Below are 16,937 nucleotides of genomic sequence, written 5' to 3'. Positions count from 1 at the left end.
GAGTGGGGTCCGAGGTGGGAAGGAAGATTGTCATCTCGATCAACACGTCCTGGAACGTGGTCAATTTCCGCAAGGGCCTGATCGAGGCGTTGCGGCGGCGCGGCTATGATGTCGTCGTCGTCGCGCCGAGGGACGAGTATTCATCCTTGATCCCAGGGATGGGTTGCCGCCACGTCGACATCGAAATCGACAATTCCGGCACCTCGCCTGTTCGCGACCTTGCGCTTCTGTGGCGCTACTGGCTTATCCTGCGCCGCGAGAAGCCGCTGGCGTTCGTAGGCTTCACCATCAAGCCCAACGTGTTCGGCTCGATGGCTGCAAACCTGAATGGCATTCCGGTCATAAACAATGTTTCAGGGCTCGGCACTGTCTTCCTCCAGGGCGGCCTTCTCCAGGGAATCGCCAAAGCCCTTTATCGCCTGGCGCTGGCCCGTTCGAAGGTGGTCTTCTTTCAGAACGACGACGACCGGATGCTGTTCGTCGGCGCGCGCATCGTGCGCAAGGAACGGACCGCGCTGCTGCCCGGCTCAGGCGTCGATCTCGCGCGCTTCTCGCCGCCGCCGCGCCAGCGCGCGCCGTCCGGTGCCATCGTATTTCTGCTGGTGGCTAGGCTGCTATGGGACAAGGGTGTCGGTGAGTTCATCGAGGCTGCCCGCCTCGTCCGTCGCCAAGCGCCTGCGGTGCGCTTCCAACTCCTTGGCTTTCTCGATGTCGAGAACCGAACCGCGGTCAGCCGCGCCGAAATCGAGCAATGGGTCGACGAGGGTTTGGTCGAGTATCTCGGTGCCACCGACGACGTTCGCCCTTTCCTGGACGCTGCCGATTGTGTCGTCCTGCCTTCCTACAGGGAGGGTACCCCACGCTCACTGCTCGAGGCGGCCGCGATGGGCAAACCTCTGATCGCCACGGACGTGCCCGGTTGCAAGGAGGTGGTGGACCATGCCGTCAACGGTTTCCTTTGCAAGGTCAGGGATGCCAGCGACCTGTCGGCACGGATGATCGATTTCGTGACGATGGACGGCCACTCCAGGGACGCGATGGGGAACGAGAGCCGGAAAAAGGTTGAACGGCAGTTTTCGGAAACGATCGTCGTCGAGAGCTACATGCATCAGATAGAGAAGCTTACGGCTGCCGCCACGTGATGAGCGGCCATCGCCTTCCGCTTCTCGGCCGTGAGCCGGCTGACACCGGATCTATTTCCGTCTTAGCGGCCGATCGCCGGGGCTTCATGAGCCGCTGCCAGTCCACGATTGTCCGACCAGGCGCAAGCTGCCGTGGCTGCATCGGTGATGGTGAACCACCTTCCCGTTCGCCAAGTCTGATCAGGAGCGCTCGCGCGCAGTCACGGGGCAAAGGATATCTCAATTGTTTTTCGGGTAATCTGAAATTCGCCGGCGATAATCAGAACTTTTCATGCGCTATTGCTAAAGTGGTGAGCTCCCAAAGGCACGAGGCAAGTCAAAATTCTAGCGCCGGCGCGAAACAGGTTGGAATTGTGGCAAAAAACTGTTACGCGCTGATGTCATAAACTTTTGATTTGCAAGTTCCAAGGAGCGGCTTCGAGAGAAGGGCAAAACGAATGAATCTCATCGTCAGAACCGTGGTGGTTGGATTTGTTGTTTCCGTCGGTTTCGGTTCCGCTTCCGCATTTGCTCAGAAAGCATCTTGCAGTTGCGCGACTGCCTATCATGGTGCGTCAAATCCGGTTGGATCCATTGTTTCCGTCAATGGCGATGTGATGGTGTCGCAGGCCGCCGGCTACGGCCCGGCCAAGGCAGGAAATATGCTTGATTCCGGCAGTCGTGTGGTGGTCGGCGCCAAGGGGTCGGCGTCCGTGGCCGTTGGCGGCTGCAACCTGGATGTGCCGGCGAGTTCGAGCCTGGATGTCTCTCGCGTCGAGGGCAACATCTGCCTCAAGCTGGTTGGCTCCGAGCAGACCGCCGCCATCCAGCAGTCTGGCGGAGCGGTCGGCGGTTTCGGTCCGCCCGAGGGAATTTTTTCTGGTGCGCTTCTTGCGACCGGCGTGCTTGCGGCCACGCAGGACGACGACAGCGCTGTCAGCCGTTGAAGGCTGTGGCCCATTGCCGTGATTGGCCGCGGCGCGCCGATAGTGTCTTTAGATGGGTTCGTTAACTATATTGCATTAGTAGTTGTTGAAATAGTGTGGGCGATCCTGGCGGGGAATAGCTGGTTTCGATGGGGCGGAAATGACGGGTCGAGTTGGAGTTGTTATTGCTTTTGTAGCGCTCGCAGCGGGAAATGTTTTGTTTGCCGGGTCCGCGGCTTTCGCACAGGCAGCGCAGTGTTCCTGCCTTGCGGCCATACCGGTTTCGGGAAGTGTGGTCGGCCAGTTGACCAACGTCCAGGGTGACGTGCGGATGTCACAGGCTGGCGGTTATGCCGGTGTGAATGGCGAGGCGCCGGTCTATTCGGGCGCACGCATCATGACAGGGGCGCAGGCTTCGGCTTCCCTGGTTGTAGGCACCAATTGCGGGTTCGACGTTCCGGCGAATGTGACCGTCCAGATCGACGCTGTCGAGGGCGGTATGTGCGTGTCGTTCGATGCACCGCAAGCCGCTGTCGTGCCGGCCGGTTCCGAGCCCGGCGTTTTGCCGGTTCTCCTCGGTGCCGGTGCGATTGGCGGTGGCGCGGCCCTTCTTCTCGGCCTGCAGGATGACGATGACGCCGTCAGCCGCTAGTCGGTCCCCAGCGTTCCTGTTCTGCGTAAGCTTGTGAAATGCGTCATTCGCCGCCATGCGGGTGATGCGTTTGTATTTTGTCGAGGCAGCGGCATCGCTTTGCCTCCATGCAGACAGAAACGCCAATGATTGACCTGCATTCCCATATTCTGCCTGGTCTCGACGATGGCTCTTCCAGTCTGGCTGAATCGCTCGAAATGGCGCGGCTGGCAGCGGCTGATGGGACAACGCATATGGTGTGCACCCCGCACGTCATGCCCGGCGTCTATGAGAACGGCACGACAAATATTGCCCAGGCAGTCGAGGCGCTGGTCAGGGAACTTGCTTGCGCCAGCATCCCGCTTGTCCTCTACGTCGGCGCCGACGTTCATGTTTCGCCTGATCTTCCCGACCGGCTGAAGCTCGGCAAAGTGCCGACGTTGAACGGATCGCGCTATTTCCTCTTTGAGCCACCGCATCACATCTTGCCGCCGCGGCTCGAGGATCTCGCTTCCCGCCTCGTTGGCGCGGGCTATATTCCGATCCTGACCCATCCTGAACGGTTGACCTGGATCAAATCGAACTATGACGTAGTCGAGCGATTGAACGCATTGGGCTGCCTTATCCAGCTCACGGCGGATTCGGTCGTAGGAGCCTTTGGCCGGACCGCTCTCTACTACTCGGAAAAGCTGCTCGACGAAGGCAGGGTGGACATCATCGCATCCGATGCGCACGGCCCGTCGAGGCGTCGGCCGGGGCTTTCCCAGGCGGTGGTCGCCATCGCAAATCGGTGCGGCGAAGATGAAGCCTACAATATGGCGGTGAAACGCCCGGGCGCGATATTGCAGAATCAGCTGCTCGCGCCCATTGGAAAAGTGAGCACCAAGAAATTGTATGCCGGCAGCGCGAGCCGTTTCGGCGGATTGGGTCGGCTGTTCAAGAGCGGGTCTCTGGGATGAACATTTTCGATCTTGCCAGAAACAATGCAGGTATGCCGACGCTGGCCGCGTTGCTTGCACTCTCTGCTTGCGCGAGCTCTTCTTCGACATCATCGACGGCCTCCGTCGAAGCGTTGCAACCGACATCGTCTTCGACGGCCCTTGCCGGCGGTGGTGCGCTGCAGGTGGTGAAAGACCTGCCAGCGCCGCAAAACACGCAAAATGGCAGCGAGCAGCCGCTGTCAGCCAACGACGTGCTCGAAGTCAGCGTCTTCCAGGTCGATAATTTGAACAGGACCGTTCAGGTCGATGCCAGCGGCCAGATTTCCCTTCCGCTCATTGGCGCGATGACCGCGGCCGGCAAGACCGTTCGTCAGCTCGAGAAGGAAATCGAGACCGCGTACGGCGCAAAATATCTGCAATCGCCCGACGTGACGATTTTCGTGAAGGAATCGGTAGGCCAGCGCATTACGGTCGACGGCGAAGTCAACAGGGCAGGCATCTATCCGGTGTCCAGCAGCGCTTCCCTGCTGGATGCGATCGCACTCGCCGGAGGATTCAATGCTGTCGGCGACGCCGGCAAGGTCTTCGTCTATCGCAATTTTGGCCAGAGCAGGCTGGTCGCCAACTACAATGTCGAGGAAATTCGCGCAGGCAAGAATCGCAACCCGCGCATCTACGGCGGCGACGTGATCGTCGTTTTCGCTTCGAAGTCGAAAATCGCGATGAACAATCTCAAGGACGCGTTGGGTCTCGCCTCGAGCGCGGCCCGCATTGCGGTCATTCCATAAGACAGGCACGGCCGGCCACGGACAAACCAGGATGACTTTGCGCCATGCTCGATCGCAACAGGCAGCCCCAAATTGCCGGCCCCGGATATGGCCAAGCCCTGTCCGCGGATCTTTATTACGATGGGGCGCAGAATTATAGCCCGTATGGTCGTGACTATGCCGCCCAGGACGAGGGCTTCAATCCGCTCCGTTTGCTGTTCTATGTCATCCAGTATCGCTGGCTGATCGTCATGATGGCCGTCGCGGGCCTCGTCGCCGGTGTCATTGTGACGATGATGCAGACACCCAAATATCAAGCGACGACGCAGCTGGAGGTTCTGGTCCCTTCGGCAAAGGTCTTCCAGGACATTGAGGTGGTTTCCGAAAACAGTGACGTCCGGGCGTTTCTGACCGCCCGGGAGAAATTGAAGAGCAGGGCCTTGGCGCAGCGCGTGGTCTTTCAACTGGGCCTAGCCGAAAAGCCGGACTTCCTGTTTCCGACTCCGAGTTTTTCAATAGGCAACATCTTCTACCGCGCCTTCGGAATTTCCAAATCGCTCTCGATCCAGGAAAAGACGCCCGAAGAGCGGGAAGGCATGGCGATCAAGCGCGTCCTCGATGACCTCACGGTCAATCTGGTGACGAACACCAGCCTGCTGTCGATCACCTTCGTCGACCAGAAGCCGAAATATGCGAGCGATGTCGCCAATCAGGTCGCCCAGAGCTTCATCGATCAACGTCTCGACCAGACCAGCGAGACGTCGGATCTGGCAAGGCAGTTCATTCAGGAGCAGGTCCTGCAGGTCAAACAGAAGCTGCAGAAGTCCGAGGAGGAACTGGTCGCCTATGCCAAGGATGCCGGCATTACCGTCACCGGCGGCGACAAATCGCTGATCGGGTCAAACATCGAGGCCCTCAACACGGCACTCGCGACCGCAATCCAGGAGCGTCTCGATGCCGGGCGGATGGTGGATCAGGTGGACAAGGGGCGTGGCGCCAGTCTCGGTCCGGTTCTGGAGAGCGAAGGCCTGCAGAAGCTCAGTGAAAAGCTCGCGGACCTCACAAGCCAATACCAGCAGAAATTAGGCATCCTGAAACCTGGCTTTCCAGAAATGCAGCAGTTGCAGTCGCAGATCAAGGAACTGCAGCGGCTCTACAACAATGGCGTGCTGGCGATAACCGACTCGCTACGGTTGAAATTTCAGGAAGCGCAGAACAAGGAAGCCGACCTCAAGGCCAAGCTCACGGAGCTGGAAAAGCAGCAGATCGTCTTCAACGACAAGAACATCAAATACACCATCCTCAAGCGCGAGGTCGATTCCAACCGGTCGCAGTACGACGGCCTGATCGCCAAGCTGAACGAAGTCGGCGTGAGTTCTGAGCTCAAGACGCAAAGCGCTGCCGTTGTCGATGTCGCGACCCGGCCCTTGAGCCCTTATTCTCCTCGCCTCAGCATCAATCTTGCAATAGCCTTGGTGCTCTTCATGGCCTTGAGTGCGTCGATCATCTACATCGTCGAATTGCTCAACAACACCTTCACAAATCCGGAGCAGATCGAAAAAGAGCTCGGATTGGCCATGCTCGGCATCTTGCCGCTCGTCGACGACCGGGAACTCATAGCCAGCATAGCCGATCAGAAGTCGGGGCTTTCGGAGGCCTATCGTTCGTTGCGGACGTCGCTGCAATTCTCAGGAGCGGAAGGGGCGCCGCGTTCGCTGCTGGTTACCAGCTCCGAACCGTCGGAGGGTAAATCGACCACATCGTTCAAGCTTGGCCAGGATTTTGCCGCTCTCGGCGCAAAGGTTCTGCTTGTCGACGGTGATTTGCGCAAACCCAATCTGCATCGGCTGTTCGGCCTCGACAACGCGATCGGCTTAAGCAATCTCCTGACAAACACCGTTCGCAAGGAAGATCTGGCCGGTATCTTCAGAGCGACGAAATATCCCAATGTGACTGTTCTGACATCGGGGACGATACCGCCGAACCCGGCGGACCTGCTCTCTTCGCCCAAAACGGCGCTGATCATCACCAATCTCGGCAAGCGCTTCGATCTGGTCATCATCGATGCGCCGCCCGTCGTTGGCCTTTCGGATGCGCCGATCCTCGGCCGGCTTGCCGAAGGCACGCTGATGGTGATTTCCACCAACCAGGTAACCCGCAAATCCGCCAAAACGGCTCTGAAGCGTCTACGAGCAGCCGGAGCGAATGTCATCGGGGCAGCGATGTCGAAATTCCAGGTGAACAAGTTCGACTACAACTACGCCTACAAATACATGAATTCCCAGTATTACGAATACGGCACGAATACCCCGAAAATCGAGGGCAAAGTCGATGGTGGAGCAGGCCAGCCCGCGCATGCAAAGTCTCCTGCGTTCAGGCGTTTGGTTCGTCGCCTCCGTTCTGGTGTTGATGGCTTCGTCGACCGGGCTAAGTCGTCTTCTTGAGACGGGGACGCCAAGCGTCTCTCTCGCGCTGGATCCGTTGAACGTAGATGCTTTGATAGGCGAGATCGCCGGCGAACTGAACCAGACGAACGACGGTGCCGATCTCGACGGGTTGGCCGCAAAGGCCCGGAATGCGCTTCGCTTCAACGTCGCGGATGCACGCCTCTATAGCCTGATCGGTGAGATCAAGTATCGCCAGGGCGAGAAGGACCAGGCGTTCGAACTCTTTGATCGGGCTCGAATGCTGTCCAAGACCGAAATACACGCATTGCAGAGATCCATCGATCGCTCCGTCGAGACGGGCAACCTGGTAAGGGCTGTAGCCGAGATCGATATCTTGCTGCGTCGGTGGCCTGATCAATTTTCAACCGTGGCCGCCGGTTGGCCGGCCATTCTCGCCAATCCCGAAGGGTACGGGGCCGTGCTCGCCGCCATCCGGGCGGAGGCGCCATGGCGGGGCAAGCTTTTTTCGACCCTTGGCCAGAACCCCCAGGGTTTGGCAGCCGCAAACCAACTGTTGCTCGATCTCGCGGGGTCCCCGACGTCTCCAACGTCCAACGAATTGTCGGCCGTGATCGATGGCTACATCAAGCAAAGGCAATATGACCCGGCCTATCGGCTGTTTCTCTTCAGCCTGTCCGACGAGGAACGGAAACTGGGCGGCTACATTTTCAACGGCGGCTTCGAACCGGTCCACAGCGGCAAACCATTCGACTGGGTGATACACGACCGGTCGGGTATGGAGATCACCTTCGCCGGATCGCGGGATGCAGGTGAAAGCGACAGCGGAGCGACGATTCGATTTCTGAACACGCCCGTCAAGAACGCGGCGCTTCAGCAATTTATCGAACTTCCTCCTGGCTCCTACAGGATTTCCCTGAACGCTTCGGCCACGAATCTCAAACTGCCGAAGGAATTGTTCTGGTCTCTCAGATGCGTCGCTCCCTCACATGAGATCGCGCGCTTCAACATACCGGAAGGCACCTTCAACAGGCGAAGCCTGAGCCTGGACTTCACGGTTGGGCCGGCGGCGTGCCCGATGCAGTTGCTGAGACTGGAAACGGCCGCGATCGCACAGAGTTGGCGGTTTCGGTATGTCGGGACGTTGGTCATGCACAAATTGAGCATCGAAAGAGTATCGTCGTGAGAGAACGGTCGCGACAGCCCACGCAGTGGGATAAATATCTTCTTGGCTCGGTGCTCTTTCTATCGATGCTGATTGGTGGCGGCACCGCGAGCGGTCTGTACACCGAGACGCTGATCGAGATTGCGGCGGTCATCTGCGCCGCGGCGATCCTCTCGAGGCCGTCGGAACAGGCAATTCCCCGCGCCGTGTTGTGGTTGCTTGCTCTCGTGGTTGCGGTGTTCTGTTTTCAGGTCGTGCCGCTGCCCGGCGCCCTGCTCGAGGGGGTGCGGCCCGCGGTGCTGCTTGCGGATCCATGGCTGGATGGCGAAAGCCGGTTGCGCTTCGTCAGCGTCGGAGTGGGGCGCACCATCGAGTGCATGCTCTATTTTGTCGCGGCCGCGGCGTTCTTCCTCGCCGTCCTGCGCCTGCGCGCTGAGCAGGTCCACGGTCTTCTGCCGTTCTTTTTCATGGGGGTGATCTGCAATGGCCTGGCGGCGGCAATCCAGTATTCGCTCTCCGATACCGTCGCCATCGAGGGACTGCTGCCGTTTACCATCAATGCGGGTCTCTTTGCCAACCAGAACCACTTCTCGGCCTTGCTCTTCGTCTCGATCCCCTTCGTGGTATATTATGGCTTGTTCCGCGGCCACCTTCTTTCAGGAGCGCTCGGTCTGGTAACCCTCCTGCTGCTGCTTCTGGCCGCCGGTTCGCGGGCCGGCATTTTGATCGGGCTGGCGATCACCGCCATCTCCGTTGTCTTCCTGTCCGCGCGCTCGAGGGTTGGTGGTTATGGCATCCTCGCGGTTTTCATCGGTCTTTCGATCTACACGATCGGCGCGTGGGCAAAGATCGATGCCAAAGTGGTCGACCCGGCCTTTGGACGAGCCGAATTCGCACGGACCACGATTGAGGGAATTGAACAGAATTGGACCACCGGTGTCGGATTTGGTGCTTTTCAGAAGGTTTACCAGATCCATGAAAAAGGCAGCATGATCTTCAAGTCTTATGTCAATCACGCGCACAACGATTATCTGGAATTGGCGTTGGAGGGCGGTTTGCCGGCTATCCTGCTGATGGTTGCCTATGCGGTGCTGCTGTCCGCATCGTCCGCCAGAATTCGCGGGGAACCGTTGCAGAAGGCGGCTTTTCTGTCGCTAGCTTTTCTGCTCGTTCATTCCCTCGTCGATTATCCCTTGCGAACCGCCGCCCTTGCGATGACGTTTGCCTGTTTGAACGGTATTGTCTTTCACCGCGGTTTTGCCGATCGGCTCAACCAGAGGGATGAATTGGGCAAGGCCAGCCGCCGCGACGAGGACAATCTGCTTGCCCCGGCCAGGGCATCGGCCTTGCCAAGGTAGGACCAGGTGGGTTCGGCCGAAGCGGGAGGCGCCAGCCGATTGCCCGTGCGTGGCCAATGCGTTTGTTGTGTGCCGCATTGACAAGCCAATGCATGAAACCTAAGCACAGGCAATCAGGGCCGGGGGGCTTTGGCATGTCGAGGAGAGCTTCTTGAAAGGAATTATCCTTGCTGGAGGCAGTGGAACGCGTCTCTATCCACTAACATTAGCAGTCTCTAAGCAAATTCTTCCCATCTACGACAAGCCGATGATCTATTATCCGCTGAGCGTTCTGATGCTCGCGGGGATAAGAGAGATCCTGGTCATTTCGACGCCGCGTGATCTGCCGGCTTTCCGTGACTTGCTCGGCGACGGATCGGACTTCGGGCTGGCACTGTCCTACGCCGAGCAGCCGCAGCCCAATGGCCTCGCCGAAGCCTTCATCATCGGCCGCGATTTCATCGGCAAGGACAGCGTGTCGATGATCCTGGGCGACAACATCTATTTTGGCGACGGGCTGTCGCAGCTTTGCCGCGCCGCTGCATCGCGCCAAACAGGCGCTTCGGTGTTCGCCTACCATGTCGAGGATCCTGAACGCTATGGCGTGGTGTCCTTCGACAAGGCGACCGGGACCGCGCTGACGATCGAGGAAAAGCCACAAAGCCCGAAGTCCAACTGGGCCGTGACGGGTCTCTATTTCTACGACAATGACGTCGTCGACATCGCCCCGACCATCCGCCCTTCGGCGCGGGGCGAGATCGAGATCACGGCGGTCAACAATGTCTATCTCGAGCGCGGCCAACTCCATGTTCACCGGCTGGGACGCGGCTATGCCTGGCTCGACACCGGCACGCATGACAGCCTGCATGAAGCCTCTTCCTTCGTGCGCACGATCGAACACCGCCAGGGCATCAAGGTCGCCTGTCCGGAGGAAATCGCCTTCGAACAAGGCTGGCTGAGCGCTGACGAGGTGTTGCAGCGTGCAGCTCGCCTGGGAAAGAACGAATACGCCGCCTATCTGCGCCGGCGTGTCGCCGATCTGTCGGAGGGCTAGATGCTGGAGGTGAGATCCCTTGGCATCGACGGGGTGCTGGAAATCGTTCCCAAACGCCATGGCGATGCGCGCGGTTTCTTCATGGAAACCTACAATGCCGAGCTCTTTTCGCAGGCCGGGATCGACCTGGTTTTCGTGCAGGACAACCACTCCTATTCCGCCGCCGCGGGCGTGCTGCGCGGGCTCCATTACCAGCTGGCGCCGCGTGCCCAGGACAAGCTGCTGCGGGTGATCCGCGGCAGCATTCTCGATGTCGCGGTCGACATCCGCCGCGCCTCGAAAACCTTCGGAAAATGGGTCGCCCTCGAAGTGTCGGCGCAAAAAGGCAACCAGATCCTGGTGCCCAGGGGCTTCGCGCACGGCTTCGTCACGCTCGTGCCCGACACCGAGGTGCTGTACAAGGTGACCGACACCTATTCGCCCGAGCATGACCGGTCGATCCGTTTCGACGATTCTGCCATCGGCATCGAATGGCCGTCGCTGGCCGGCGGCTTCCAGCTTTCGGACAAGGACCTCAAGGCGCCGCTGCTCGCCGTCGCCGAGGTATTCGCCTGATGGGTGTTTGCGTGAGGATTGCGGTATGAATTTTCTGGTGACGGGCGGTGCCGGCTTCATCGGCTCGGCGGTATGCAGGCATTTGTGCGCCAACCCGGCCCACCGGGTGACCAATCTCGACAAGCTGACCTATGCGGGCAATCTGGCCTCGCTGCGGCCGATCGAGAACGCCCATAATTACAGCTTCGCCCAGGCCGACATCTGTGACGAGAGGGCGGTGCTCGACCTTCTGCGCCGGCACGATATCGACATCGTCATGAACCTGGCCGCCGAGAGCCATGTCGACCGTTCGATCGACGGACCGGGCGCCTTCATCGAGACCAACATCGTCGGCACCTACAAGATCCTCAACGCCGCGCTGGAATACTGGCGTGGCCTGTCCGACGACAGGAAAATCCGCTTCCGCTTCCATCACGTCTCCACCGACGAGGTGTTCGGCGACCTGCCTTTCGACGGCGGCATGTTCGTGGAGGAGACGCCCTACGCGCCGTCCTCGCCCTATTCCGCGTCGAAGGCTGCCTCGGACCATCTGGTGCGCGCCTGGCACGAGACCTACGGCCTGCCGGTCGTGCTTTCCAACTGCTCGAACAATTACGGCCCCTATCATTTTCCCGAGAAGCTGATCCCCCTCGTCATCCTCAACGCGCTCGACGAAAAGCCGCTGCCGGTCTATGGCGCCGGCGCCAATGTGCGCGACTGGCTGTTCGTCGAGGATCACGCGCGCGCCTTGGAACTCGTCGCCACGAAAGGGCAACCGGGCGAGAGCTACAATGTCGGCGGCAATTCGGAACGCACCAATCTTGCCGTCGTCGAGACGATCTGCGACCTGCTCGACACCAGGCGTCCGCGCGCCGGCGGCAGGCGCTATCGCGAGCTGATCTCCTTCGTCACCGACCGTCCCGGCCACGACCGCCGCTACGCCATCGACGCCACCAAGATAAGCCGCGAGCTCGGCTGGACACCCAGGGAGAATTTCGACAGCGGCCTTGCCAGGACCGTGGACTGGTTCCTCGACAACGAATGGTGGTGGGGGCCGATCCGCGAACAGCGCTATGCCGGCGAAAGACTGGGCGAAGCCCGCAAGGTGGGCGCGTGAGGCTCCTCGTCACGGGACGCGACGGCCAGGTCGCTGCGAGCCTGCTCGCGGCCGGTCAGGCGCGCGCCGGCGTGGAGGTCGTCGCCATCGGCCGCCCGGAGCTTGATCTGGCACGGCCCGACACCATCATCGACGTCATCGCGGGTGCCAAGCCCGATATCGTCGTGTCGGCCGCCGCCTACACGGCCGTCGACCAGGCCGAGGACGAGCCCGATCTGGCCTTTGCGGTCAACGCGACCGGTGCCGGCAAGGTGGCGGAGGCCGCGGCGCGGCTGGGCGTGCCGGTCATCCATCTTTCGACCGACTATGTCTTCGACGGAACCAAGGCCGATGCCTATATCGAAACCGATCCGACGGCGCCGCTCGGTGTCTACGGCGCCTCCAAGCTCGCCGGCGAGCAGGCGGTGGCATCAGCCAATCCGCGCCACCTGATCCTGCGTACCGCCTGGGTCTACAGTCCGTTCGGCAAGAATTTCGCGAAAACCATGCTGCGGCTGGCCGCCGACCGCGATGAGATTTCGGTGGTATCAGATCAATGGGGAAATCCCACATCCGCGCTTGATATCGCCGACGCGATCCTGCATGCGGCCATCATGCTGCATGGCGACAAGGACTTCGCCGCATTCGGCACCTATCACCTGGCTGGCACCGGCGAGACCAACTGGAGCGGCTTTGCCCGTCATATCCTGGACACAAGCCTGAAGTTTGGTGGTCCCTGGGCGCGGGTGCGGGATATCACGACGATGGACTACCCAACCAAGGCGCGCCGCCCTGTCAATTCCCGGCTGTCGAGCGCGAAATTCGCGGACGTATTTGGGTGGGATGCGCCGGATTGGCGGGCGTCGACAGGGGAGGTGGTGCGGCGGCTGGTGGTTGACGAGACGAGACAGATATTGAGCGCATGAACAAGCATCCATCACCTGAGAATCTGCAAGGCGCGACGCCTGATCCGCAGCCGACTGAAGGGCGGCCGGCAAAAGCCCGCACCAAGGCGAAGCCGGCGGCTGCAAAGGAGCCAGCGACGAAGCGCACATGCATCATGGTGCTCGGCATGCACCGTTCGGGCACCAGCGCGCTGACGAGGGCCATCAGCCTGCTCGGCGCTGAACTGCCGAAGAATACACTTGGTGCCAATCCAACGAACCCCACTGGCCATTGGGAGCCGCTGCGGCTGATGGAACTTCATGATCGTATGCTTGCGGAGGCCGGCAGCAGTTGGGATGACTGGCGGCCCTTCGAGCAAACCGATCTTGGCGCCGCTCGCTTACGTTTTTACAAATCGGAGATCGCAAGGCTGATCGACGAGGAGTATGGCGCTGCGTCGCTTTTCGTCCTTAAGGAGCCGAGAATCTCACGTTTGGTGCCGCTTTATGCTGAAATCCTGAAGCGGATAAATGTCGAGGTTCGCTATGTCTTGACGCAGCGCAATCCCTTGGCGGTGATTGCTTCACTCGAAAAGCGGGATGGATTCACATCAGGCTTTAGCGCCCTTTTATGGCTGCGGCACGAGTTGGAGGCCGAACATGACACCAGAGGCAAACCTCGCGTGTTTGTCTCCTATGAAGCTTTGCTTGAAGATTGGCGGGTCGACATTGAGAAAATTTCCGGGGCTCTGCATATAAAATGGCCGCAATCCATCTCTGCGCTGCAGACAAGCCTGTCGACCCATTTCTCTACTGATCATCAGCATCATGCCGCAAGCGCGGATCTGCTCGACGCCGATCCACGCATCGCTGATTGGGTAAAGCAAGCTTACGGTGCGTTGAGAGCACTTGAAAAAGACCCCAATGATCCTATCGCGATGGCGTTGCTAGATGCCGTGCGGATCTCCTTCGACACAGTCAGTCCGGTGTTTGGCGAAGCGTTCTTCGATGAGATGGGTTCGCGCGTCCAAAGATTAAAGCAGGCGAGTTCACTGGCGCAGCATTTAGCGGACGAGAGGGCGGCTGAAATAGACCAGCACACAGTCGAGTTGACGAGTGTCCGTCGAGAAGTGGAGCTAAAAGACGAGCAATTATTACGGCAGCAAGAAGCTCTCAAGCGTTTGGCTGACGAACGCAATGCTGATACTTACCGATACACAACAGAACTCGAAAAGTTGCGAGTGAAAATAGCGAGGAAGGATGTCGAACTCGCCGGAGTACGCAACGCGCTGGCTGAGACCGAGCGGGAGCGGCAGCGTGCTACCGACGCGGAAAGCCGAGAGCGTCATTTAACTCAAGAGTTGGAGGCGCTTCATTTCCGTCATGCAAGTGTATCGTTAGAGCGGGATCAAGCTCTCGGCGAGCTTCAGAGCGTACGAGATCGCGTTGATGCCGTTTATAGCAGTACGTCTTGGCATCTGACGTCTCAACTCCGTTCGACAACGCGTCTCGTAAAGCGCGCATCGTTCGGGCTCGGCTATCCCTTTTCGGTTCTTTGGAACGCTGCAACCAAGCTTTCCCTAAGTCCAGTGCGCGACGTGCGGGCAGCCGGCATCATCAGGCGATCCGGAGCTTTCGATAGGGGCTGGTACCTCAAGAACAATCCTGACGTGGCTGAGTGGCGAATTGATCCGCTGCGGCACTACGTTGTCTTTGGTGCTCGCGAGGGGCGCGATCCAAATTCACGCTTCAGCAGCAGTAACTATTTGCTCCGCAACCCCGACGTTGCGCTCGCCGGCCTAAACCCTTTTGCCCATTTCTTGGCACACGGCAGAAATGAAGGAAGAGAGGGCGAAGGACACGAACTTAGTTCGCCAAAAGAGTCGTTCACCCCACCTCGTCAGCGTCTGAGCCTACCGTCTGTCCTCAGGTTAACTCCCGATGCTTTGCGGTTCTCGGGTGGTGTCGCGCCCCTCGTAGCCACCAGTTGGCGTGTACTTCGTAGAGAGGGCATTAGAGGTATTGGATACCGTATTAGAATTCTGATGCAACGGAGAGCGAAAGAGGAGCACGTTGAGCAGTGTTTCGACGTGGTCTCGCCGCATGACCAAGCATTCCCCCAACGTTCGAAAGTGGTTCGCCGCCATGTTGCGAGCGTAGATATTATAATTTGTGTCCATAACGCTTTGGAAGACGTTCGTAGATGTCTGGAATCCGTGACAGCACGTACAATGCCTCCTTACAATTTGATTATTGTGGATGATGGCAGTGACGAGATAACTGCGTCATATCTGAGAGAGTTTATGATTGGACAGCCTGGTCAACTGTTGAGGCATGAAATCGCGTTGGGCTATACACGTGCAGCAAACGTTGGTCTGAAGGCGTCCAGCGCCGATTTTACTGTCCTCTTAAACAGCGACACTATCGTTACCCCATTTTGGCTTGACCGCTTAGTCGAATGTGCTCAGTCCGACGACAAGATTGGAATCGTTGGCCCTCTGAGTAATACTGCATCATGGCAATCTGTGCCCTTGACGACGGAAGGCGGTGACTGGGCGCTGAATTCGCTTCCAGAGGGTTTGGATGTGAATAGCATGGCCATGTGCGTTGCGGAGTGTTCCCCCCGTGCCTATCCCAAAGTCGGGTTTCTCAATGGTTTTTGTATTCTTCTCCGGCGCTCCCTGATCGAAGACATAGGTTACTTTGATGAGGCGGCGTTTGGCGAGGGCTATGGAGAGGAAAACGACTACTGTTTGCGCGCTTCTGGAGCCGGATGGCTTCTTGCTGTGGCTGAGGACACGTATGTTTACCATGCGCAATCCAAAAGCTACTCCAATGAACGGCGGCGCAAGCTTGTGGAGCGCTCCGATCAGATGCTGCGTGAAAAACACGACAGCCGGATTTTGTTGTCTCTAGATGCTACTAAAGAAAATCCTGGTCTCGCGGCAATGCGGGCCAGAATATCAGTGGGCCCGGAACGCATCCTGAACCGAGATCAAATTCGTGATCGCCATGAGGGGCGTCGTGTCTTGTTCTTGCTGCCGGTACGCGATTCTGGCGGCGGCGCCAATGTTGTGCTCACAGAGGCGCAATGCATGATGCGGGCGGGTGTCGATGTGACGATTGCAAACTTGAAAATGCATAAAGATGCGTTCGAGCTTAGCTACCCCAATGTGGAGGTTCCGATAATCTATCTGGAAAACCCTCAGTCGCTGTCAAAAGTAAAGGACAGTTTTGACGCAGTAATAGCAACTGTATTTTTTACAGTAGAATGGTTTAGGGGGCTAGGGTTAGGCGAACGGCAATGCTTTGGTTATTACGTACAAGATTTCGAACCCTATTTCTTCGATGAATCGGACCCATTGCACGCGCAAGCATTGAGCAGCTACACAGCGATACCAAACATGAAGTTATTCACCAAAACCGCTTGGAACGCCAGGGAGTTAAAACGGTATACCGGCATTGATCCTTCAATTGTCGGACCGAGTTACGATTGCGACCGCTTTTTCCCGAGCGCCCGAGGCGACACCGGTGTCACACGAATCGCCGCCATGATACGTCCGTCAACTCCCCGTCGGGCGCCCGAACTAACCGCTTCTGTGTTAGAGCGCATCTGTCGGAGTGAGCCGAAGCGTGTAGAAGTCCATGTCTTTGGCTGCTCCCCAGAAGATCCGCTCGTGAGGCGATTCGTTCCGCTTCCGAATGCCGTGATAAGAGGCCACCTAAATCCTGACGAAATGTCGGCACTTCTCGCGTCTGTAGACATCTTTGCAGATTTTTCGGTTTACCAAGCGATGGGCCTGACTGCGCTGGAGGCGATGGGTTGCGCCACCGCCGTGGTAGGTCCGGCAAATGGAGGCCTGGGAGAGATAGTCACCGACCACAGGAATGGATTGATCGTGGATACCACGGATGAAAATGCCTGCTACGAGGCGCTTGTGGAGCTTGTTAGCGACAACGAGTTGCTTAGGAAAATACAGTTGGGAGGCGTTGAAACTGCCGCAGGGTACTATTCGGAAGGAGCAGCCGTTCGAATCCTGGACGCTCTGTTTCCTGAAAGCGACCTGAGCCAGTGA

General features: G+C 58.6%; 13 protein-coding genes. All 13 read left to right on the top strand.

From position 1 onward, the window contains the following. Positions 1–14 precede the first annotated feature (14 nt). The 13 genes from FJ950_RS22505 to FJ950_RS22445 all read left to right on the top strand — a co-directional run bounded on the left by FJ950_RS22505 (position 15) and on the right by FJ950_RS22445 (position 16,937). On the top strand, positions 15–1,142 hold the full coding sequence (locus tag FJ950_RS22505; protein ID WP_246681363.1) for a glycosyltransferase family 4 protein: 1,128 nt from the start codon (positions 15–17) through the stop codon (positions 1,140–1,142). Positions 1,143–1,579: 437 nt separating this feature from the next. Beyond that, the gene (locus FJ950_RS22500) at positions 1,580–2,068 is read left to right on the top strand and encodes a hypothetical protein (protein WP_015318732.1); all 489 of its coding nucleotides are present in this window, start codon (positions 1,580–1,582) and stop codon (positions 2,066–2,068) included. A gap of 196 nt (positions 2,069–2,264) precedes the next feature. Then, on the top strand, positions 2,265–2,699 hold the full coding sequence (locus FJ950_RS22495) for a hypothetical protein (protein WP_140618679.1): 435 nt from the start codon (positions 2,265–2,267) through the stop codon (positions 2,697–2,699). A gap of 125 nt (positions 2,700–2,824) precedes the next feature. Beyond that, positions 2,825–3,637 carry a CpsB/CapC family capsule biosynthesis tyrosine phosphatase gene (locus FJ950_RS22490; protein WP_140618677.1) on the top strand — a complete coding sequence of 271 codons (813 nt, stop codon included), beginning with the start codon at positions 2,825–2,827 and terminating at the stop codon, positions 3,635–3,637. Further along, a complete protein-coding gene (locus tag FJ950_RS22485) occupies positions 3,634–4,407 on the top strand; it encodes a polysaccharide biosynthesis/export family protein (RefSeq protein ID WP_140618675.1) in 774 nt (257 codons plus the stop codon). The genes FJ950_RS22490 and FJ950_RS22485 overlap by 4 nt, the downstream gene beginning before the upstream one ends. A gap of 44 nt (positions 4,408–4,451) precedes the next feature. Next, positions 4,452–6,830 carry a polysaccharide biosynthesis tyrosine autokinase gene (locus FJ950_RS22480; protein ID WP_140618673.1) on the top strand — a complete coding sequence of 793 codons (2,379 nt, stop codon included), beginning with the start codon at positions 4,452–4,454 and terminating at the stop codon, positions 6,828–6,830. Then, positions 6,718–7,977 carry a hypothetical protein gene (locus FJ950_RS22475; protein WP_246681362.1) on the top strand — a complete coding sequence of 420 codons (1,260 nt, stop codon included), beginning with the start codon at positions 6,718–6,720 and terminating at the stop codon, positions 7,975–7,977. The genes FJ950_RS22480 and FJ950_RS22475 overlap by 113 nt, the downstream gene beginning before the upstream one ends. Beyond that, complete coding sequence (locus tag FJ950_RS22470) at positions 7,974–9,314, top strand: O-antigen ligase family protein (protein WP_140618671.1); 1,341 nt, start codon at positions 7,974–7,976, stop codon at positions 9,312–9,314. The genes FJ950_RS22475 and FJ950_RS22470 overlap by 4 nt, the downstream gene beginning before the upstream one ends. Positions 9,315–9,465: 151 nt before the next feature. After that, complete coding sequence (gene rfbA, locus FJ950_RS22465; RefSeq protein WP_140618669.1) at positions 9,466–10,347, top strand: glucose-1-phosphate thymidylyltransferase RfbA; 882 nt, start codon at positions 9,466–9,468, stop codon at positions 10,345–10,347. Further along, the gene (rfbC, locus tag FJ950_RS22460; RefSeq protein ID WP_140618667.1) at positions 10,348–10,902 is read left to right on the top strand and encodes a dTDP-4-dehydrorhamnose 3,5-epimerase; all 555 of its coding nucleotides are present in this window, start codon (positions 10,348–10,350) and stop codon (positions 10,900–10,902) included. A gap of 25 nt (positions 10,903–10,927) precedes the next feature. Next, a complete protein-coding gene (rfbB, locus tag FJ950_RS22455; protein WP_140618666.1) occupies positions 10,928–11,998 on the top strand; it encodes a dTDP-glucose 4,6-dehydratase in 1,071 nt (356 codons plus the stop codon). Continuing rightward, entirely contained in the window at positions 11,995–12,903 is a 909-nt protein-coding gene (gene rfbD / locus FJ950_RS22450) for a dTDP-4-dehydrorhamnose reductase (RefSeq protein WP_140618664.1), read from the top strand. Before rfbB ends, rfbD begins: the two co-directional genes overlap by 4 nt. Beyond that, on the top strand, positions 12,900–16,937 hold the full coding sequence (locus FJ950_RS22445) for a glycosyltransferase (protein WP_140618662.1): 4,038 nt from the start codon (positions 12,900–12,902) through the stop codon (positions 16,935–16,937). The genes rfbD and FJ950_RS22445 overlap by 4 nt, the downstream gene beginning before the upstream one ends.

This window comes from Mesorhizobium sp. B2-3-14, assembly GCF_006442175.1.
Classification (GTDB): domain Bacteria; phylum Pseudomonadota; class Alphaproteobacteria; order Rhizobiales; family Rhizobiaceae; genus Mesorhizobium; species Mesorhizobium australicum.
The sequence above is the reverse complement of the archived record's forward strand: the minus strand, read 5'-3'. Positions and strand labels throughout refer to the sequence as shown.